We start from the raw sequence: 20,421 nt of genomic DNA, 5'->3' as shown, positions 1-20,421 counted from the left end.
TTAAAGGGGAGCATATCAGAACGAGGGCGGGCTGTTTTTACGTGACTGGTCATTTGGGCAGAAGATCATCCGGGTAAAACCAATTTTGCTTCATCTTGCCTGAGTCACTCAGGTACAAGTGAACCGTTACCCCGTCGAGGGCTTCTGCTGATATTTTGTTTTCGTGATTTTTGGCAAACTGCTTCCACGCTTCCACATCTCTTTTGTACAGGGTTTCTTCAAATCCGAATAAGTCTACCCCGCGTTCGACTCCCTTCAAAAAGGTCCCCCGGACTTGTTCGATCACTTCTTTTTCCGCAATTCGCTTGATCTTTTCGTTGGAGATTTCCCCCATTACTTCCCGTACAAAAGCTTTCATGTAGATATGGATATGAAAGGTAGGCTTGACGCCTTTTCGAACGGGGTGAACATCGAGGCGCACATTTTTAATCCGCAGCGTTGCTTGAGGCTTCCCGTTTTCACGGATAATGACCCCGGCAAATTCTGTGTGCGGATTCATCCAGCGCAGACCGAGCAAATCCGTATTGGGGAAGAAGCCCTCCCATTTCCCGCGATGAATGGTATGGATCCCGTCTACCGAGAGCCGGGAAACAAACTTGTTATTTTCCTTCCAGGATCGCTCGTATATCGTAATGTTCGGCAAGGCGATCGTACTGCTAGGGTTCCAGAAGCGCTCGATAAATTTGAAGTATTGGATGGGCTCTATAAAAGAGCGTTGCTTATAGACCTCCTCGGGCTGGTGCAGCAGGGAAATCAAAGGAGAAAAGCCTGTCAAGGCATGGTTGCTGAGGACATCCTGGAGAGGCTCCCGCGTCCCGAATACCCATTTCGTATAGCGCACCAGACCGTATCGATTCAAAAAATCATAGGAAGGCAGGATGTTTCTTTTCAACAGCCGCTCGTGATAGATAATAGAGGAAATGAAGCCCGCAAACATCGGCACCTGGGAGTTCTTTTGCAGGTTGTCCAGTGCGTTTTGCAGCGTTTCCCCTCGGCCGATCGAGACTACGGCAGGAGGAGAGACTCCCGTCGCTGCCCCCTCTTGCTTGGCGACACTGGCCAGATCGGATGATTGGGCGTAGATGACGTATTCGTTGTCGACGAAATCGATCCCAAAGGCTGACAGGTAAATCATATCTTGAATGGACTTCTGATCCCAGCAGCCGCTAAGTAGGGTGAGCAAGCAGGTGAGAAGGACGCTGGTGATCCATTTGCTCCTCAATTGACATCCCTTCCTTTTTTGGAGCTTCGCTGAAAGATGCTGATGAGCGGTCGGAACAAAACGAGAAACAGGGTAGACAGAAAGTTGGAAGACTTCAATAGCAGATAGGGCCTGCCGATAGAGGTCAGCGTCGATAGATAGTAAATGATCATGAGAATGCTGACGACAAACCCGTAAGTGCCAACGACTGCGGATAGCAAAAAGACAAAAAAACGGGCTACGGACACAGCGCCGCTCAACGATTGGTTGATCAATGTAAAGGAGGCGACGACCGTAAGCGACCCGATGAAGAGCATCGAGGGCGACGTAAAGCCGGCTCGGATCGACGCATCCCCGATAATCAAGGCCCCAATGAGAGCCAAAGTCTGTCCGACAGTCTTCGGTAGTCTGGCTCCGGCTTCCCGTAAAAACTCAAAGATGAACAGTACGCTCAGCAATTCCATCGGCGCTGAAAAAGGCAGACCTTTTCGCCCTTGGGTAATCGTCGCCAGCAGCTGAAAAGGAAACTCCTCGATGTTGTAAGCGGACAAGGCAATCCAAAAGCCGGGCAGAAAAACAGAGATCCAAATGCCGCCGAGACGCAGGATGCGTTCTAGCCATACATACCCGACCGGATATTGATCATCCTCAGGCGACTTGATGAGTTCAAGCAAAGTAACAGGGGCAATGATGGCAACGGGTGACCCATCGACCAAGACCACGGCTTTCCCCTCCATCAACATGAAGACCACAAAATCAGGGCGGCCGGAGTAGTCGACAAGAGGAAAGAGGGAGTAGGCCTGATCGCTGAGCTTTTGTTCCAAAATGGCACTGTTAATGACTTTTTTCGAACTGGAGCTAATCAGGCGGTCGCGGATTGTCTCTACGATGTCCGGTGGAGTTCCGTCCTTCATGTAGAGGAGTGCCACTTCCGATCGGGAACGAGTGCCGAGCGTCAAAAACTCACAGGCAAGAGAGAGTGTCCGCAGTCGTTTTCGGATGAGTGCGATGTTCGAGGAGAGGTCCTCGATAAAGCCATCGCGTGGTCCTTTGATAGACACCTCTGTATTTGCGTCTTCGGTCGAGCGTTGGGGACGGCTGGAGATATCCCAGGCAAAAGGAGGCAATTCACCTAGAAAAAGCAGCAGAACCCCGGCAAATAAACGATCTACCCATATATCCACATCACTGCTGAGAAAAGAAATGGGGAGCGCGCGCAGATCACCTTCCGACAAGCGGCTGTCGAGCTGCGGAATGACAACCTCCTGCATGTGATGAAGATCGACAAGTCCCTGGCAGTACACGAGGAGCATGGGTTGATTTTCTGCGGTTATGAAGCGAGTAATTATGACATCGCCACAGTGAGAAAACAGTCTCTCCAGGTGTTCCTCACGCGTCATGGTCAGCATTCCCCTCTCTTTTGCGATTCCACAAGGCAATGCCAGCGATTACGAGTGTAATAAGTACAGTGATGAGAAAGAAGAGAGGGTAGTACACTTTGGTTAAAAAAGTAACGAATTGCATGTCGCTAAAGGGGAGGCTGGTAAAGATAATCATGCTGATTCCTAATAGGACCAGCACGATGGCTCGAGCTTTAGGTGTATGTACCTCCAAAATCTCTGTCAGCAGCATCAGGCAGAGTGAAATGCGGACGAAGGAGCCCGACAGCCACTGAAAAATCGCAAAAAATTCCATGTTCTCGATGTCTTTGCCAATCGAGAGCAGACGCCATTGTTCAAAGGCAGGGAAGCGCTGCCGTGATGATTCGATTGGACCAAACTCAGCGATGGCTCCGGTAAGTGGGCTCAGCGTAAGGATAATGACGATGGCGATCATCGTGACGTAATGGCCGAGTCGCAGCGGCTTCCTCACGTGGTGCTGCAGCAAAAGAAGAAGGATTAGCTCAGAGAATCCTCCACCCGCATAGAGCATCCCATGCAGAATCGGGATAAAGCCGTCTTGAAAGACAGGCAGCAGCAAAGTGTAATCTTTTTTTGCCACGTTGCCGAAAGCAACGAAAAAGCCCAGCATTGCCACGAAAGGCAGCAGGATGGATGCAGTAATGCCTAGCGGCGCGATTCCTCCAAAGGCAGCGAGGATACAGATGCCCATTAAGACGAGAGCGGTAAACCACTCTGGAGTCCGTGGCAAATAATTTACCGTTGTCCACGTTTGCGTATCGATAAGATGTACGAGTGCCATCCCGTAAAGACAAATCAATAGGGGAATGAGAATGAGGTAGCTGACGAGCTTTCCACTCGTACGTCTAAGCCAATGATGCAAGGAGTGCTGGTGAAGACGTGTGTTTATGAAGGCGAGGATGCATGCCCACGCAGCAAAGGGAATGGAGGCGAGCAGGACACTCAGCCACGAATCACGTTTGGCAGCGCTGAGCATAAGCGGAATGACAGTGACGTGGTTGGTGATTCCAATCGTCAGCATCATCGTCATGATCGCCTGTTTGATTCCGATTTTCCCATCGACTCTCATATCGTTTCTTCTACACCTCCATAATGGGGGTACTGCTAGGATTTGCCTGCCCACTTGGAAATATGTATCACGGATAAAGGTTACCCCCCCTATGAAAATGTGGTATTCTACTATGAGGAAAAAACGGAGCGAGGAGTGCTACAACGATGTATCAGCTTATACGCCAGTATCTGTTTCAGCAGGACCCTGAAGAAATTCATGAAAAGACGATTCACGCCCTGAAGCTGGCAGAGGAATCCGCTCCAGGTAAAGCGCTCTTGAGAATGATCTATCAGCTGCGAGACAAACGACTGGAAACCAATCTGTGGGGACTGAAATTTCCCAACCCTGTTGGTCTGGCAGCAGGCTTTGACAAAAATGCAGAAGTCTATCACGCTCTCGGAGCACTTGGCTTCGGCTTTGTGGAGGTAGGAACCATTACCCCGCAGGGACAGCCGGGCAATCCAAGACCGAGGCTGTTCCGTCTGCCGGAGCATCAGGCTGTCATCAACCGAATGGGCTTTAACAATCATGGTGCCTACCATGCCTCTCAGCATTTGGTCGACTTCGCTTACTCAGATGTTCCGATCGGCATTAACATAGGAAAGAATAAGGTCACACCGAATGAAGAAGCTGCGAGTGACTACAGCAAATGCATGGACATGCTGTACGCGTACGGCCATTACTTCGTCATCAACATCAGCTCGCCGAATACACCGAATCTGCGCGACCTGCAGGAAACGGAAAGCTTGCGTGTGCTCGTGCGTGCCGTTCGGGAAAAGGCGGCGGAGCTGGAAGCGAGAGGCGTAAAGAAAAAGCCGGTGCTGTTGAAAGTGGCGCCCGATATGTCGGATGAGCAAATGCACGACGTCGTACATGCCGCGGTCGAAGAGGGGATTTCCGGCATCATCGCGACGAATACGACGCTGTCTCGTGAAGCGGTTATCAACCATCCGAACGCGGAGGAAGCAGGCGGCTTGAGTGGAAGACCGTTGACCGAGCGTTCTACGGCCTGGGTGAAGCAGATCTATCAGGAAATCGGAGACAAAGTACCGATCATTGGCGTTGGCGGCATTTACAACGGGGAAGATGCCTACAACAAGATTCGCGCCGGCGCAAGCCTCGTGCAGGTGTATACCGGGATGATTTATCAAGGGCCTGGCATCGCCAAGCAAATCAATAAGCAGCTGCTGAAGCTGATGGCGCGAGATGGATTTACGCATATCAGTGAAGTGGTCGGGGTAGATGCTAAATAAAAGTCTTTCTTTTACAAGGCAATCGGTGGTCCTCTCATAGGGGGCGCCGATTTTTTTGTTCAGATACCTAACCAGTAGTCGTACAATATGGCAGGAGTCGACTCTGTGGGTGCGAGGGCTTTAGCCAGGTGATCGAATCCATTGCCAATAGTTCTCTTTTTCAGTCACTTGCAGTATAATGTTGGTGGACATCTTGGTCATGTCCAGGAATTTCATATTGTCGGCATGAGGTGCCTGTATGTGCAAACACACATACGGGGTAACAGGGAATCGGGTGAAAGTCCCGAGCGGTCCCGCCACTGTAACCAAGGAGTTCTCTTCGATTAGAATCCACTCATAGAATGATGGGGAAGGACGAAGAGAGCAAGGATCTGGAAGCCAGGAGACCTACCTTACAGCCACACCCAGAAACCTTCGCGGAAAGGAGAGGTGAATACGAGGCAATAGGACTGCCAGGTCAGTCTATTGTTTTGTGTACGCGGATCTCGTCCACTTTGGGGATGAGTTTTTTTTTGCCAAAAAAGGATTGGAAAAAGGAGGGAAGTGTCATCATGAAACGTTCCAGGTTGGTTTCAAGCTGCTTGCTGATTGCTGGATTTATTCTTTACTTCATGTTCAATGAACCGCAGACCGGACACGCGATGCACATTATGGAGGGGTATTTGCCACTGTCTTGGGCCTTATTCTGGTGGGGCGTATTCCTGCCGTTTTTCATTTTCGGTTTGCGTTCGATCAATCGAATCGTAAAAGAGCATCCACAGATGAAGCTTTTGCTGGGGGTATCCGGAGCGTTTGCGTTTGTGCTGTCCGCACTGAAAATCCCGTCGGTGACGGGAAGCAGCTCTCATCCGACAGGAACAGGGCTTGGCGCGATCTTGTTCGGACCTTTGGCAATGACTGTGCTGGGCAGTATGGTTTTGCTGTTCCAAGCTTTGCTGCTGGCTCATGGTGGCTTAACGACACTAGGAGCAAATGCAGTCTCGATGGCGGTTGTGGGACCGATGGTGGCCTACGGAATCTATCGGCTGATTGCACGAAGCGGCAAGCAGCGTCTTGCCGTATTTGCAGCGGCGGCTTTGGCTGATTTGTCTACCTATGTAGTGACTTCGATTCAGCTTGCACTGGCGTTTCCTGCTGAATCGGGCGGTGTACTCGCTTCGTTTGCCAAGTTCGCAGGCATTTTTGCTGTGACTCAGGTGCCGCTTGCGATTAGTGAAGGCTTGCTTACCGTGCTTGTATGGAACTGGCTGCAAGCGTACAACGCAAAAGAGCTCGTGCAATTACGCTTATTGAAAGGGGAGGAATCACTGTGAAAAAAGGGATGAACTGGGTGCTGCTCCTCGGAGTAGTGGTATTGGCGGTGCTGCCGCTTCTGTTCATTAAAGATTCCGAGTTTGGGGGAGCGGACGGAGCAGCCGAAGAGGCGATCAAGGAAATCGCTCCAAACTATGAGCCGTGGTTCCAGCCGTTTATTGAACCGCCTGGAGGAGAAACGGAGAGCCTTTTGTTCGCGGTACAAGCTGCATTGGGGGCGGGGGTCGTTGGCTATGCAGTCGGTGTCTTTAAAGGGCGCACAGAAAATGGAAAGAAATGAACTGGCAGCAGCTTGATACCTTGTCCTACCAAAACAGGCTGAGGGATCTATCGCCTGAGCATAAGCTCCTGTTCGGGGGCGTGCTGCTTCTCCTAGTATTGACGGGACATGCACTGGTTCAGCTACTGGTCTTTCTGTGGATGGGCGTGTGGGTCATCGGTTATGCCCGCATCCCCGTGAAGGCCCATCTCCTGTTTCTGATCCTTCCGCTCTCTTTTTTTATCGCGGGTCTGCCTGCCATCCTGTTCGATCTGACGCAAAACAGGACAGGGGCTCCACCGGCAGATGCCGTGCTATCGTGGGAGGTTGGCTCCTATGTAATCTATGTGGGGCAAGCGTCTGTCAGTCGGGCTTTGGAGCTGTTCTATCGGGTTTTGGGCAGTCTCGCCTGTTTTTCGTTTTTGCTTTTCACGGTTCCTTTCGCGGAAATTTTGCAGGTCTTCCGCCGAATCGGTATGCCGGAGCTGGTTACGGATCTGCTGATGATCATGTATCGGTTTATTTTTGCCCTGCTGGACGCTTCCTTTCAGCTGTGGGTAGCGCAGCGGTCCCGTGGTGGGCACAGAGGATTTCGCGCGCTGGTGCGTGATGTCGGGATGGTGGCTACTCAGCTTTTTGTGAGGGCGATGAGAAAATACCAGTCTCTGTCCATGGGAATGGTAGCGAGAGGCTATTCTGACAGCTTCCACGTACAAAGCCTGCGCATACACACACGCTCGCCGCGCTACGAATGGGAGTCTATTCTCGGGTGCATCGCATTGGTGCTGCTAGAGTGTCTGACGGGAGGTTGGCGGTTTTGAAACGGTTATTGGAGTTTTCCAATCTGCAATACACCTATCCAGGTGGCCAGAAGCCGGTGCTGAACGGGGTGAGCTTTGGGATTCCGGCCGGGAAAAAATGTGCGCTGCTCGGACGAAACGGCTGTGGGAAATCCACGTTGTTTCTGCACGCAAACGGCATTCTTCAGCCCCAGCAAGGGCAACTATTCTGGAAGGGCACTCCGTTTGTGTACAAACGGTCCTTTTTGCAGGAAATGACGCAAAAGGTAGGGCTGGTTTTTCAAGACCCAGAGCATCAGCTGATTGCGAGCACCGTCACAGAGGACATTTCCTACGGCTTGTTTAATCGGAAGCTGCCCCTTGAGGTGATTCGGGAAAAGGTCGCGGGGGCGCTCGAGTCATTCAGATTGACCGAGCTTGCCGATGTTCCCATTCATCACTTGAGTCTGGGGCAAAAACGCCGACTCGCTTTGGCGGGAGTGATGGTCCTGGAGCCGGAGCTGCTGCTGCTCGATGAACCGACAGCCTATCTCGACCGCTATCAAACGAAAAACCTCATGCGCGAGCTGGATCAGATCCACAGAAGCGGTACGACGGTGTTGATGGCTACGCACGATATGGATATCGCTTTTGAATGGGCGGAATGGATTTGTGTGATGGATGGGGGCAGGCTCGTTTTTGCGGGAGAGCCGCAGGAGGTCTTGTCCCAAAAAGAGCTGCTGGAAAGCCTGCATCTCGGAATTCCCTTGGTCGCCGAAGTATGGGAGCTATTGCCCGCGTACTTGAAAAACGAGCTGGGAGCGGGAATCCCGCAATCCGTAGAGGAATTGAAAAGAAGACTGGAAGCCAAGCAGGAGGTCGCCTCGGTATAGAGGGCCTCCTGCTTTTTGATTGTCCGCGACCGTTTCAAAGCAGTGAACCAAAAAGATATGCTGCTTCCAGAAAGTTCAACCACATGACGGTGAGATCATATCGGCCGACTGTGGTGTGGGTTATGGTACTGTAATACCGAGAATCAAAAACTATAAAGGCTTCTAACGATGAAAGCGGTTCTCCATTTTTTCTAGTAATGAAAATAGGAAAGCACGTAGAAATAGTAAAGGCTAGCTCAGGAAAAGGGAGAAAACAGCGAGGGCATTAGGGACACAGCCCAGGCGGAATGGAAAAAACGGAACCTGCTTTTAGCGTCCACTTCTGAACATGCCTCTCTGAAACGACCACTTTGGACGCGAGTTCCGTTTTTGGAATGGAGCCGAACAGGGATGACCCCCATGCAAGTGTCCCTACTAACGGAGCGTTTTCTCCCTTTTCCGCCACTCCACCACAGCTTCATAAAACAGAGTATCCGTTCTGGAGATTAATACGAGATCCCCAGCTCCTTCAGCTTCCGATAAAAAGTAGTTCGCCCCATCCCCAGCTTGGAAGCGAGCATAGTCTTATCCCCATAATATTTATCGATGTACTGGGTCATGATGACGCGTTCTGCCGCGATCAAGCTCTCCCGATAGCTTTCATGCAGGTCAAACTCCAGCTTCTGGTCGCTCCCCCCAAGATCTGTAGAGCGGTCCTCCATGCACTCCCAGATGATCTCTCGACAGGTCTCATAATCCTGTACCTTCTGTGGCTCGCACAGGATAGAGAAGCGCTCCAAAATATTGTAAAGCTCGCGAATGTTCCCCGGATAGGTATACTTCTGCAGCTCTGCACACAACTTCTCGATGCAGGGCTCGATGTGATGATAGAGCTCCATGTTTTGATAGCGCAAAAACTGCTTGGTCAAAAGCGGGATATCCTCCAACCGATCGCGCAGCGGGGGAATTCGGAGCTTCAAAACGTTTAGCCGATAGTAGAGATCCGCCCGAAATTTCCCAGCTTTTACGAGAGGGAGCAGGTCCTCATTGGTAGCAGCGACGACCCGGATGTTAATCGGGATGACCTTGTACCCACCGACACGGACCACTTCCTTTTCCTGCAGAACGCGCAGCAGCCGGGCTTGAAAATGCAAGGAAATCGAGTTGATTTCATCGAGGAATACGGTCCCATTATGCGCGATCTCAAAAAGTCCCTTTTTCCCGTTTTTAGAAGCGCCCGTAAATGCTCCATCCTCGTAGCCAAACAGCTGACTTTCCAAGAGGGTTTCTGGCAGGGCCGCACAATTGATGGCGACGAAGGGCTGTGGTTTTCGGTCGCTGTGGTTGTGAATGCTCTGGGTAAGCAGCTCCTTTCCTGTTCCGGTTTCTCCGATGATCAGGATCGTAGAGTCGCTCAACGAGAACCTTTTTGCGCGCTCCAGGGTTTGTCTCATGATAGGTGTGGCACTGATGATATCGGCAAAATGCGCTCTGGCTACCTGGCCCTTGGCTTCATTCTCGAGCCGGTACTTTTGCTCGATATTTTGGATGTGTGTCATGTCTTGAAAGGTGAGGACGTTGCCGATTTTGACTTCCTTTTGATAGATACCACTTTTCGTCGTATTCAGCCGGGTTTGCTTGAATTTGATGATCTTGTCCTGAAATTCTTCCTCAGAGGCAAGCTCCTGCAGGGAAAGGGGAGAGACAGCGTCGGTTAAATCCTTGCCTACTAGATTTTCAGCAGGGAGCTGGAGGAGCTGGCGGGCGGAGTCATTGACGATCGTGATCTCGTCGCGACTATCCGTTGCGATGATCCCGTCACGTACGGAATTGATGATGGCCAGGAAGGCTTGATTGCGTTTTTCCTCTTCCCGTTTGAAATGGATGATTTCCAAAGCGCGCTCGATGGACTCGACTATGCTGTTCTCGGTGTAGATCAGCGTTCCGTGCATGCCGTATTGCTTGGCGTACCGGACCGCTAGTCCTGTACCAATCACGGAGCCTTCTTTTTCGGAAAATTCCCTTATTTTGAGCTGCAGCTCTGGCGGGGTGTTGTAGTTGATATATTCCAGCTTGATATTCAAAAGATCCTGCAGGGTAGAGAAGTCATAGCGTAAATCCGCAAGCTCTGCCATCGCGATCGCGATCCGGTGCGAATAAGGAATGGCTTGGTTGACGGCAGCCAGGATGTCGGAGGGCGTCAAATGCAAGTGAATGATCGGGATGCTGGTTTTGCCTACGAGCAGGGCTTCGATAAAGCGGCCGGTGATGATGATGTCAGTGTCGATCTTTTCGATCAAAGACAGGATGGAAGGCACTAAGCCTGGGGTATCGGCCTGATTGATTTCCAACAACTGCAAATGAACATTCAATTTGTGGGCGAGCTTCGCAGTGACACGCTTGGCGAGGTTAATAAAGTCTCCTTGTCCCACTATGGCGATCTTGGTTGTCATGCTGTTCCCTCCTGGTAGGAGATATGGCATTTGCAAATGTCTAATTGTACCTATTTTAGTACGTTTGTATCAAATATGGAACGGATCTGTCGCACTTATAAGAGAGTAAATAATATTTTCTGAATATTTAGGCCGCTGGCATGTTAGTTGCATTCCTCGATTCTAGCAAACGAAAGGGGGAGCTTATCTTGTTTACGGTAAAACCAAGAGTACAAGGGGTAACGAAAGAGGTTCTCGATCTTTATGAAACGGTCAGTCCATCGACGATCGGACATTTCACCGATTTTGGATTTCTGAATGGACTTACTCCACTGTTTCGCCCTATCCATTTGGTGGGCAATGCCGTGACGGTGCGAATTCCGCATATGGATGCGACAGCCATTCGGCATGCGCTGGATCTGGTAGAGCCGGGAGATGTCCTCGTGATCGATATGTCCGGTGACGAGAAGCGCGCATGCTGGGGGGAGTTTATGACGTATGCCGCGATGACCAAAAAAGTGGCGGGAGCCATCATCGCAGGGTGCGTAACAGATGTCCGCCCGATTATGGAATTAGGCTTCCCGGTCTTTTCGCTCGGGGTAAGTGCACTCACGACCCGTTCATTGGGAATTGAGGGAGAGGTCAATACGACGGTAAGTATTTGCGGGGTGGCCGTTCATCCGGGTGATTTGATCGTAGCCGATGACGATGGGGTATTTGTCGTCGGTCCCGAAAAGGCAAAAGAGTACGGCGAGCGGGCATTGGAAAAGCAGCAGAAGGAAGTGCAGATGCGAACAGAGCGAGGGTACGACAATCTTTTTACCTCACGAACAGCACGGACGTAAGCGCCATTCAAGATAAAAGGGGGAGATCTGGAGATGAAACAAAAGCGGTTTGGAAAATGGGCTGCACCTCTCGTATTGGCTGTCTCGCTATTGGTATCCGCCTGCGGCACGAGCGAAACATCCTCAGTCGGAGCGGAGGTAGAAGCGAAGGATTTGGTAGTAGGGCTGACGGGAGATCCGGTGAGTCTGGATCCGCATAATGCGACCGACACGATTTCCAGTCTGATTAACTATCAAATTCTGGATACGTTAGTGGCCTTCAACGACAAGATGGAGATCGTGCCCCGCCTGGCGGAGAGCTGGACGGTGTCAGAGGACGGGAAAACCTGGACGTTCAAGCTCAGACAGGGTGTTACTTTCCAGGACGGGACTCCTTTCAATGCCGAAGCGGTAAAAACGAACTTCGAACGACTAGCGGATAAAAGCAAGAAGCTGAGTCGGCGGGTTCTGATCGGCCAATTCATCGACAAAATCACGACCAATGGTGATTACGAGGTCGTCTTTCAGCTGAATACCCCGCAAGGACCTTTCTTAAATAACTTGGCAGTGACAGCAAGCGGAATCCTCAGTCCGAAATCGATCAAAGAAAACGAACAAGGAATCGCGAAAAACCCGGTAGGAACCGGTCCGTTCACTTTCAAGGAGTGGACGCCAGGAAACCAGGTGGTGCTGGAAGCAAACCAGCAGTATTGGGGCGGAAAGCCAGGAGTGAAATCCGTCACCTTTAAACCGGTTCCGGAAAATGCGGCACGCGTCATTATGCTGGAAACCGGCGAAGCTGACGTGATTGAGAAAGTACCCGCTTCGGAATTCGAGCGACTGAAGTCCAATGACGAGGTACAGGTCATCTCCAGACCGACCAACCGGGTGCTGTACATCGGGATCAATACGACCGTGGCTCCTTTTGACCAGGTAAAGGTACGTCAGGCTCTGAACTACGCGATTGACCGCGAGACATTGGTCAACAAGCTCTACGAAGGCCGAGTGAAGCTGGCAACAGCGTCCGTGGCTGCCCAAACGTTTGGCTACAGTGATGTCGGTGCCTATGCGTATGACGTGGAGAAGGCCAAACAGCTGCTGCAGGAAGCGGGTGTCAAGGAAGGAACCAAGCTCCGATTAATTCTGGCTGCAAACGTGATTCAGGACCGTCCGGCTGCCGAGTTCGTTCAAAACAGCTTGCAAAAAGTAGGCTTTGACGCAGAGCTGAAGATTCTCGAGTTGGGGTCCTATCTGGAAACGCTGAAGGATCCATCGACATATGAACTGTTTGTCCGCGGTGCGGCTGCTTCGACTGGAGATGCGGATTCCGTGCTGAGCGACGGTCTGTTATCCACGAGTGCCACCAACTACTCGCATTACGCCAATCCAAAGGTCGATGAATGGATCAAAGCAGGCTCGGCACAGACAAAGCCGGAGGAACGCCAAAAATCGTACGCTGAAGCGCTCAAGCTGATCAAGGAAGAAGCGCCGTGGATTTCCCTTCACGAGGATGTGGGGTATGTCGGCATACGGAAAAACGTAGAGGGCGTCGAGGTTCAGCCTACGTACATCTGGGACTTGCGCAAAGTGGTGAAAAAATAAGAGGAGAGTGAGCATTCATGTCCTTTCAAATCGTGATGGCCCAGCTGGGCTCGACGGATGACAAGCAGGTCAATCTGGAGAAGGCAGAAAAGGCGTTGAAAGAAGCGAAAGAGGTATACGGGGCAGATATGGTGGTCTTCCCCGAGGCGTATATGAGCTACTTCATCGTGGGTACGCCGCGAGAGGTGAAGCTAAACGACGCCGAGGCGATTGACGGACCTTTTGTAAACGCGATGTGCGAGCTGGCGCACAAGTACAGCGTGTGGATCGTCTTTGGCATGAGAGAGCGATCAGAAGACCCGGAGGATGACAGGGTGTATAACTCTGTCGTCCTGGCTGATTCGACGGGGAAGGTGGTCAGTACGTATCGGAAAACGCATTTGTACGATGCCTTCGGAGCAAAGGAGTCGTCCTCAATCAAGCCGGGGGACGCCTTGTTTCAGCCAGTGGAAACGCCTTTTGGCAAACTCGGCCTCTTGGTCTGCTACGAGCTGCGCTTTCCGGAAATTTCCCGCTATCAAGCCTTGCATGGTGCAGATATCCTGATCGTTCCTTCGGGTTGGGTGAAAGGACCAGTCAAGGAAAGGCATTGGGAGAGCCTGGTCACTGTGCGGGCATTGGAAAATACGGCGTATGTCGTCGCGTGCAATCAGGTAAACGAGCATTATATCGGGCAAAGTCTCGTCGTTGATCCGATGGGCGTAGTGCTGGCTCGCGGAGTGGAAACGGAAGGGCTGATCCCTTGTCGCGTCGATCTGGAAAGGGTGCAGGAGGTACGTGCGAAGCTGCCTTCCCATTTGCACCGTCAGCCGGAATTGTACGTCTGACGCACGGCTTGCTGTAAGAAGACCGAATCGAGAGAAAAGGAGGCGTCGAGTTGCTGGGCTATATCGCAAAACGTCTGCTGCAAATGATTCCAACCTTGATCGGTGTATCGATCCTCTGTTTTATCATCATTCATTCGGTGCCTGGTGATCCAGCCAATTTGATTGCAGGGGTGGATGCGACAGCGGAAGAGATCCAGATCGTAAAGGAACGCCTGGGGCTCGACCGCCCTTTGTATGAACAGTACGGAAGCTACGTGATGGGGCTGCTCCAAGGGGATATGGGCAAATCGCTGCGCTCGGATCGACCTGTAGCAGAAGAACTATTGACTCGTTTTCCCAGCACGATCATGCTGACGATGCTTTCTGTCGTCGTCATGGTCCTCGTCGGCCTTTTCGCAGGAATCATGTCTGCGATCAGGCCGAACAGCATGCGGGATAATGCGACGATGATGGTTTCTTTGTTCGGGATATCGATGCCGGTATTCTGGTCAGGAATCATGCTGATTCTGGTGTTTTCCTATTACCTGCAATGGTTGCCCTCGGGCGGCAGCACGCAGCTCAAGCATTACATCCTTCCGGCAATCGCGCTGGGCTTGTCTTCCTCCGCCGTTTTAGCGCGTTTGACTCGCTCCAGTATTCTGGAGGTCATTCATCAGGACTTTATTCGAACGGCACGTGCCAAAGGCGTCAGGGAAAAGCTGATCATCTACAAGCACACCTTGAAAAATGCGCTGATTCCCATCATCACGATTGTGGGTCTGGAGTTCGGACACCTGTTGGGTGGAGCTGTTTTGACAGAGACGGTATTTTCCATGAACGGAATCGGCCGCTACATCATCCAATCGATTCAGTTTCGGGATTATCCAGCCATACAAGGAAGCATTTTGTTCGTCGCTGCGATCTTCGTCATCGTGAACCTCGTAGTCGACTTATGCTATGGCGCGGTAGATCCACGGATTCGATACGATTAGAAGGAGGCAAAAGCGATGAGCGATACGGATGTCAGTGTACAGGTAGCTACCCAAGCAGCAGAAGTGTCCTATCAGCGGCGTTCGCCATGGGCCTCCATGCTGCGCCGATTTCGAAAAAACAAACGAGCACTCGTCGGTTTTTGGATGGTCGTGGTCTTTGTCGGGATTGCCGTTTTTGCACAAGCGATTGCCCCTTACGACCCGATCGAACAAAACATGGACGTGATCCTGCAGCCTCCTTCCGCCGACCATCTTTTTGGGACGGATGAATACGGTCGTGACATTTTGTCGCGGATTATTTATGGCTCGCAAATCTCGTTGATGATCGGGATTGTCGGCGTATTGATTTCCGTCGTCATTGGCGTAGGGCTGGGAACGGTCTCCGGCTATTTTGGCGGACGGACAGATATGTTCATCATGAGGATCATGGATATTTTCATGGCGTTTCCCAGCTTTCTTCTGGCGCTGGCTATCGTAAGCGTACTCGGACCGGGCATGGTGAATGTCATGATCGCCATCGGGATATTCTCGGTACCGACCTTCGCGCGGATTTCCCGCAGTGCGGTCATCTCGGTAAAGAACAAGGAGTTCATCGAAGCGGCCAAATCCATGGGAGCGAGCCATGCGAGAGTGATCTTTAAGCACGTGCTGCCAAATAGCGTGGCACCGATCATCGTCTTGTCTACCATGCGGATTGCAACCGCGATTCTTACAGCCTCGGGTCTCAGCTTTCTCGGAATGGGGGCACAGCCGCCGACACCCGAATGGGGAGCCATGCTCAGCACAGGTCGAGAGTATTTGCGAACAGCACCTCACGTGAGCACGATACCTGGATTGGCGATTATGTTCATGGTGCTCGCTTTCAATATGCTGGGAGACGGTCTGCGCGATGCGCTGGATCCGAAGATGAAGCTGTGAGGAGGGGGGATCAGCATTGGAGCGCAAACTGCTAGAGATCAAAGGTCTGAAGACGTACTTTTATACGGATGAAGGGGTAGTGGCTGCAGTCGATGGCGTGGACATCAGCATTCGCGCGGGAGAGACGGTAGGGATCGTGGGCGAGTCTGGCTCCGGTAAAAGCGTAACCTCCTTAACAGCGATGCGATTGACGCCGGGTAAGGTAGTGGAAGGTTCGATTACGTTTGACGGGAAAGAAATCCTGGGCTTGTCGGAAGAAGAGATGAGAGAGATTCGGGGAAACGAGATGGCCATGATTTTTCAAGAGCCGATGACTTCTCTGAACCCCGTATTTACGATAGGAGATCAGATCGGGGAAGCGGTCCGTATCCACCGGAACTACAGCAAAGCACAGGCACGAGCGCGGGCTGTGGAAATGCTCAAGCTTGTAGGGATTCCGCGGGCGGAGCAAATCGTCGACGAATACCCGCATCGTTTGTCAGGCGGGATGAGGCAGAGGGTAATGATTGCCATGGCGATGGCATGCGATCCCAAGCTGTTGATCGCAGATGAGCCTACAACGGCTTTGGATGTAACGATCCAGGCGCAAATCCTCGATTTGATGAGTGAACTGAAAGCCTCGAAGGGAACCGCGATTCTGCTCATTACACACGATCTGGGTGTCGTCGCGGAGATGTGTGACCGGGTGGTGGTCATGTACGACGGGAGAGTGGTGGAGGAGAGCGATGTCGTCACGCTGTTCACCCATCCGCGTCATCCGTACACGCAAGGTCTGATGAAGTCCATGCCTACGCTCGACTCAGAGGAGAAGCGGCTTTACTCCATCAAAGGAAGTGTCCCTGCCCAAGGAAGCCTGCGAATCGGGTGCAGCTTTGCTCCCCGTTGCGAGCACGCGATGGCCATTTGTCGGGAGCAGTCTCCTCCTCTGCAAGAGATCGAGCTGGGCCATTTTAGCCGTTGCTTTCTGCATGCATCAGCGGAGGGGAGGACAGGGCATGAACCAGCCGTTCATTGAAGTGAAGAATCTAAAAAAGTACTTCCCGATTAAAAAGGGCGTTTTCAGCCGTACTGCCGGGCATGTAAAGGCGGTAGACGGTGTCGATTTTTCTATTTACAAAGGGGAGACCCTCGGGTTGGTCGGAGAAAGCGGCTGCGGCAAATCAACGACGGGGAGATTGCTTCTGCAGCTTCTAGCGCCGACAGAAGGCGAGGTCAGATACGAGGGGAAAAACCTGGTAGGGATGAATACTTCTGAGCTGCGGAAAATGCGCAGGGATATGCAGATGGTTTTTCAGGACCCGTACGCCTCCCTCGATCCTCGGCTGACCGTAGGCGATATTATTGCCGAGCCGTTGGAGATTCATCAGATGGCGAGGGGAAAGGAAAAGGACCGCCGGATCGACGAGCTGTTGAATGTCGTAGGCCTTAGCAGCTACCATGCGAAGCGGTACAGCCACGAATTCAGCGGAGGCCAACGCCAAAGGATCGGGATCGCCCGTGCGCTGGCACTCAACCCCAAGCTGATTGTGGCAGATGAACCGGTCTCTGCATTGGACGTATCCATCCAGTCGCAGGTCATCAATCTGATGCAGGATCTACAGGAGCAGTTTGACTTGACCTATTTGTTCATCGCGCACGATCTCAGCGTCGTGAAGCACATCAGCAACCGGATCGGTGTGATGTATCTGGGGAGGATTGTGGAGCTGGCAGACAAACGCGAGCTGTTTGATTCCCCGCAGCATCCCTATACGCAGGCATTGCTATCGGCTGTGCCCACTCCCAATCCGTTAGCCAAGAAAGAGCGAATCGTTCTTCGCGGAGATGTGCCAAGCCCGGCCAATCCACCTGCGGGGTGCACGTTTCATCCGCGCTGCCCGGCAGTCATGGATAGATGCAAAACCGTGAAGCCAGTGTTTCAAAATCGGGACGGCCGCTTTGTCGCCTGTCACTTGTATGAATAGCAATAGGGGGAGATCTATCATGGCTGTTGCAACGAATCGAATGAAAGAAATGAGCTGGACGACGTTTCTGGAGCGTAAAAAGCAAACAGACTTGGTCATCATCCCAACAGGAGCTTGTGAGGTGTACGGCCCGCATTTGCCGATGGGCTCGGATATGCTTGTCGCCACGAAGCTTGCAGAGCTCGTCGCTGAGCGCGTGCACGCAATCATCGGACCCTCTTTGGAGGTAGGAGATTCTTCTGCGCTCGATGACTTTCCAGGGACGATTACGATTACACCAGATAGCTTCAAAGGCTATCTGAAAGATGTGGTAGACAGCCTGGTCAAATGGGGCTTTACTAACTTCCTGTTTATCAACGGGCATGCAGGGAATGTGGCGATGGTGAATCACGTCTCCCAAACGCTGAGGGGACGCCCTGAGCTGCGATGCGCGCAGATTGACTGCTGGCGTTTTATCAAGGCACAGGATCAAGGGATCGTAGAGTCGGGAGAAGTCGCGCACGGCCACGCCGGGGAAGCGGGAACGTCCGTCCTGCTTTACCTGTATCCGGAGCTAGTCGATCTGGTGCAGGCGGTAGATGAAGTGCCGAAGCAGAAGGATTCGTTCCCCGATGTGATCAAATACGCCCGGTACGGTACAAAGACAGAATTAGGGACGATTGGCTATCCCAGTCTGGCGAGTCGTGAAAAGGGAGAGGCGCTGATTCAGAGGTCAGTCGATCGCATTTCTCTTTTCTTGCATGAAACGTGGAATGTCTCTTACAAATGATGAGTGGAAAACAGAGAGCAGCCGTTTCTCGGGAACGAAACCGAGAGACGGCTGCTCTATTTAATAAACGGATTATCCGCATATGGCCCCAGAATAGCCACCCGCAAGAGCTGCGTAGCCATGTATTTGGACGTGTACGGCATGTCCTTTTCAGACAGAAAGACCTTGTACAGCTTGGCATTCTGCGAAATATGCTCAAACAGGTAGACAAAATTGTCGTGCGGCTGTTCGCTGTGAATGTCAAACGTCTCTTCCTTGGAATAGGAGAGGTTCATACTCTCCACGAGATCCAGCAGGATTTCCTGTGAGCTTTGCTCCAGCAGATCGAGTTTGTCGCGATAGTGCAGGTAAAAGGTGGCGCGATTTTGCGTCGCTCTTTTTGCAATGTCCTGAACGGTAATCTTTTCATAGCCTTGCTCATGAATCAATTCCACCAGCGCATCTCGGAGCATTTGCCGAGTACGCATCACGCATTTCGTCGACACAAACCTGCGATGTGACGATAAAACAACGGAATGCAGAGACGTGTTGGTTGCCTGAAAGTAGCCGATTGCTCTAATTATATGAACAAATGCAGGTATTTCTAGTCCGAACACCATTGCCATCATGGAGATGTCCGAGTGGAATAAAGTCACGGATATCAACCTCAACGGCTGCGTGATCGGGATGAAGTACGTGTTTTCGGAAATGCAAAAAGCGGGCGGCGGCTCTATCATGGCCGGGACCAGTCCGTATACGGCAGCCAAAGGTGCCCTGCGCGTCCTGTCCAAATCGGCTGCCGTCGATGGAGGAAGGAGGCGCGATTCCGTATTATCAAGCGCACACCCAGCTCCCTTATTTCGGTGAGCCGGAAGATATTGCGTATGGAGCCCTCTATTTGGCGTCCGACGAATCTCGCTTTATGACGGGTGCAGAGCTGGTGATCGATGGCGGCTGGACTGCCCTGTAAATAAAACGGATAGAACCGTTCCAGTTGAAAAAAGTTAATCCTTCCGATGTGGAAAGGATTGGCTTTCTGTATACGTTCGAGTAAAGCTGTGTTTTTCTTCATGAGAAACCACCCCTCCCTATATCTTCCAATATGGACAGTATAGGAGGAAGTGGAATCGAAGGGCAACCAATGCTTACGTATTTCATGTTGCTACAGGGAGATATTTTTGTGGATGAATTTCTTTTCATTTCTACTTAAAGAGGCTTCCCAGAAAATAAACCGGTACGTTTTTCTTGAGTACGTGGATGCTCCGCATATTGATCCCATTGTTTCGTACCGCAATTCGCACAGCGATATCTTCGGCGGTGTACCTGAACCATCAAGGTGTTGTTGTTTATGTAGTCTTGATAGGTATACACTCTCCTCTCATCCTTATGAAACTTTTGACACCCGCATGAATAGCATTGCGAGGGAGGGATAATACGTGGAACGGAATGCTCCATGACAAGTCATCTCCTCAGAATGGTACATATTATTTGTGAAATAAGTGCAAGTGTTATATTAATATCGTTAGTATAGCGCGGTAAAGTGTTAAATGTTTGAAAAGGTAAGGTGAAGCCGGAGCCTGGATTTCAGGCTTGGCCTTTGATGCACACGGATGAAAGACGATCCCAGCACTTATTATGAAAAAAATAGGTACCTGAGCACCCATGCAGTGCTATTTTTGCAAACAAATTCAATAGGTGGTGGTGATGCATTCAAGAGTATGATCCATATACATCAAAGAATCTTATTGGGAAGTGAAGGTATCGGCGCGTGACGGATTTTTTTGATATGTGGTGTCACACGAGACTACGAATCTCATCACAGGGTTGTTGGGAATAAACGACCCACCTTGTAGGGTTGCTACGAAGGTGGGTGTGGGGTTCGTTACTCCGTCTACGGCTCACTCTTCAGGGATTCAATCCAATCCGCATGACAGGAATCACACAAAAGTTCGTCGCGATCCTGTTTACCTTGGAAAAACGTGATTTGG

At 51.4% G+C, this 20,421-nt stretch carries 20 protein-coding genes and 1 riboswitch; of the genes, 15 read left to right on the top strand and 5 right to left on the bottom strand.

Going from position 1 to position 20,421, the window contains the following annotated elements; all coding sequences use genetic code 11:
• Positions 1 to 49: 49 nt before the first annotated feature.
• From EDM55_RS20645 to EDM55_RS20635, 3 genes are read right to left on the bottom strand one after another with little or no spacing between them, the layout of a single operon-like run.
• Positions 50 to 1,222 carry a Ger(x)C family spore germination protein gene (locus EDM55_RS20645; protein ID WP_122961264.1) on the bottom strand — a complete coding sequence of 391 codons (1,173 nt, stop codon included), beginning with the start codon at positions 1,220 to 1,222 and terminating at the stop codon, positions 50 to 52.
• A complete protein-coding gene (locus tag EDM55_RS20640; RefSeq protein WP_122961263.1) occupies positions 1,219 to 2,601 on the bottom strand; it encodes a spore germination protein in 1,383 nt (460 codons plus the stop codon). Before EDM55_RS20640 ends, EDM55_RS20645 begins: the two co-directional genes overlap by 4 nt.
• Complete coding sequence (locus EDM55_RS20635; RefSeq protein ID WP_122961262.1) at positions 2,591 to 3,691, bottom strand: GerAB/ArcD/ProY family transporter; 1,101 nt, start codon at positions 3,689 to 3,691, stop codon at positions 2,591 to 2,593. Before EDM55_RS20635 ends, EDM55_RS20640 begins: the two co-directional genes overlap by 11 nt.
• A gap of 146 nt (positions 3,692 to 3,837) precedes the next feature.
• Between EDM55_RS20635 and EDM55_RS20630 the strand changes: the two genes are divergently transcribed.
• The 5 genes from EDM55_RS20630 to EDM55_RS20610 all read left to right on the top strand — a co-directional run bounded on the left by EDM55_RS20630 (position 3,838) and on the right by EDM55_RS20610 (position 8,171).
• A complete protein-coding gene (locus EDM55_RS20630; protein WP_092273063.1) occupies positions 3,838 to 4,926 on the top strand; it encodes a quinone-dependent dihydroorotate dehydrogenase in 1,089 nt (362 codons plus the stop codon).
• A gap of 211 nt (positions 4,927 to 5,137) precedes the next feature.
• A riboswitch (cobalamin riboswitch) is annotated at positions 5,138 to 5,335 on the top strand.
• Between the two features lie 142 nt (positions 5,336 to 5,477).
• Entirely contained in the window at positions 5,478 to 6,239 is a 762-nt protein-coding gene (locus tag EDM55_RS20625) for an energy-coupling factor ABC transporter permease (protein WP_122961270.1), read from the top strand.
• Positions 6,236 to 6,520: a cobalt ECF transporter S component CbiN gene (locus EDM55_RS20620; RefSeq protein WP_122961261.1), complete on the top strand. Its 285-nt coding sequence runs from the start codon at positions 6,236 to 6,238 to the stop codon at positions 6,518 to 6,520. The genes EDM55_RS20625 and EDM55_RS20620 overlap by 4 nt, the downstream gene beginning before the upstream one ends.
• Positions 6,517 to 7,320, top strand: a complete 804-nt coding sequence (cbiQ, locus tag EDM55_RS20615) for a cobalt ECF transporter T component CbiQ (RefSeq protein WP_122961260.1) — start codon at positions 6,517 to 6,519, stop codon at positions 7,318 to 7,320. The genes EDM55_RS20620 and cbiQ overlap by 4 nt, the downstream gene beginning before the upstream one ends.
• Positions 7,317 to 8,171, top strand: a complete 855-nt coding sequence (locus EDM55_RS20610) for an energy-coupling factor ABC transporter ATP-binding protein (protein WP_373863356.1) — start codon at positions 7,317 to 7,319, stop codon at positions 8,169 to 8,171. The genes cbiQ and EDM55_RS20610 overlap by 4 nt, the downstream gene beginning before the upstream one ends.
• 485 nt (positions 8,172 to 8,656) lie before the next feature.
• On the opposite strand, the gene EDM55_RS20605 is transcribed toward EDM55_RS20610, so the two are convergent.
• A complete protein-coding gene (locus EDM55_RS20605) occupies positions 8,657 to 10,603 on the bottom strand; it encodes a sigma 54-interacting transcriptional regulator (protein WP_170184477.1) in 1,947 nt (648 codons plus the stop codon).
• Between the two features lie 188 nt (positions 10,604 to 10,791).
• Here EDM55_RS20605 and EDM55_RS20600 point away from each other — a divergent pair, with 188 nt between their 5' ends.
• The 8 genes from EDM55_RS20600 to EDM55_RS20565 are packed head-to-tail and all read left to right on the top strand — an operon-like array spanning position 10,792 to position 18,454.
• Entirely contained in the window at positions 10,792 to 11,427 is a 636-nt protein-coding gene (locus EDM55_RS20600; RefSeq protein ID WP_092273083.1) for an RraA family protein, read from the top strand.
• A 33-nt stretch (positions 11,428 to 11,460) separates the two neighbouring features.
• On the top strand, positions 11,461 to 13,008 hold the full coding sequence (locus EDM55_RS20595; protein ID WP_092273087.1) for a glutathione ABC transporter substrate-binding protein: 1,548 nt from the start codon (positions 11,461 to 11,463) through the stop codon (positions 13,006 to 13,008).
• Positions 13,009 to 13,025: 17 nt separating this feature from the next.
• Positions 13,026 to 13,835 (top strand): carbon-nitrogen hydrolase family protein, encoded by an 810-nt coding sequence (locus EDM55_RS20590; RefSeq protein ID WP_092273090.1) that lies wholly within the window; start codon positions 13,026 to 13,028, stop codon positions 13,833 to 13,835.
• 50 nt (positions 13,836 to 13,885) lie between these two features.
• On the top strand, positions 13,886 to 14,806 hold the full coding sequence (nikB, locus tag EDM55_RS20585) for a nickel ABC transporter permease (protein ID WP_092273093.1): 921 nt from the start codon (positions 13,886 to 13,888) through the stop codon (positions 14,804 to 14,806).
• A gap of 15 nt (positions 14,807 to 14,821) precedes the next feature.
• Positions 14,822 to 15,724, top strand: a complete 903-nt coding sequence (gene nikC, locus EDM55_RS20580) for a nickel transporter permease (RefSeq protein WP_092273096.1) — start codon at positions 14,822 to 14,824, stop codon at positions 15,722 to 15,724.
• A 16-nt stretch (positions 15,725 to 15,740) separates the two neighbouring features.
• Positions 15,741 to 16,739: an ABC transporter ATP-binding protein gene (locus EDM55_RS20575; RefSeq protein ID WP_092273099.1), complete on the top strand. Its 999-nt coding sequence runs from the start codon at positions 15,741 to 15,743 to the stop codon at positions 16,737 to 16,739.
• Positions 16,720 to 17,685, top strand: coding sequence for an ABC transporter ATP-binding protein (locus EDM55_RS20570; RefSeq protein WP_092273102.1), 966 nt, complete (start codon positions 16,720 to 16,722; stop codon positions 17,683 to 17,685). Before EDM55_RS20575 ends, EDM55_RS20570 begins: the two co-directional genes overlap by 20 nt.
• 19 nt (positions 17,686 to 17,704) lie before the next feature.
• Complete coding sequence (locus EDM55_RS20565) at positions 17,705 to 18,454, top strand: creatininase family protein (protein ID WP_218033714.1); 750 nt, start codon at positions 17,705 to 17,707, stop codon at positions 18,452 to 18,454.
• 56 nt (positions 18,455 to 18,510) lie between these two features.
• Here the strand turns inward: EDM55_RS20565 and EDM55_RS20560 are convergent, their stop codons facing one another.
• Entirely contained in the window at positions 18,511 to 18,906 is a 396-nt protein-coding gene (locus tag EDM55_RS20560) for a TetR/AcrR family transcriptional regulator (protein WP_307723957.1), read from the bottom strand.
• A 154-nt stretch (positions 18,907 to 19,060) separates the two neighbouring features.
• On the opposite strand from EDM55_RS20560, the gene EDM55_RS31130 reads away from it, so the two are divergent.
• A complete protein-coding gene (locus EDM55_RS31130) occupies positions 19,061 to 19,300 on the top strand; it encodes an SDR family NAD(P)-dependent oxidoreductase (RefSeq protein ID WP_307723956.1) in 240 nt (79 codons plus the stop codon).
• Entirely contained in the window at positions 19,239 to 19,403 is a 165-nt protein-coding gene (locus tag EDM55_RS31125; protein ID WP_258957810.1) for an SDR family oxidoreductase, read from the top strand. Before EDM55_RS31130 ends, EDM55_RS31125 begins: the two co-directional genes overlap by 62 nt.
• The last annotated feature ends 1,018 nt before the right edge of the window (positions 19,404 to 20,421 follow it).

It is taken from the genome of Brevibacillus centrosporus, assembly GCF_003710815.1.
Lineage (GTDB): Bacteria > Bacillota > Bacilli > Brevibacillales > Brevibacillaceae > Brevibacillus > Brevibacillus centrosporus.
The sequence above is the reverse complement of the archived record's forward strand: the minus strand, read 5'-3'. Positions and strand labels throughout refer to the sequence as shown.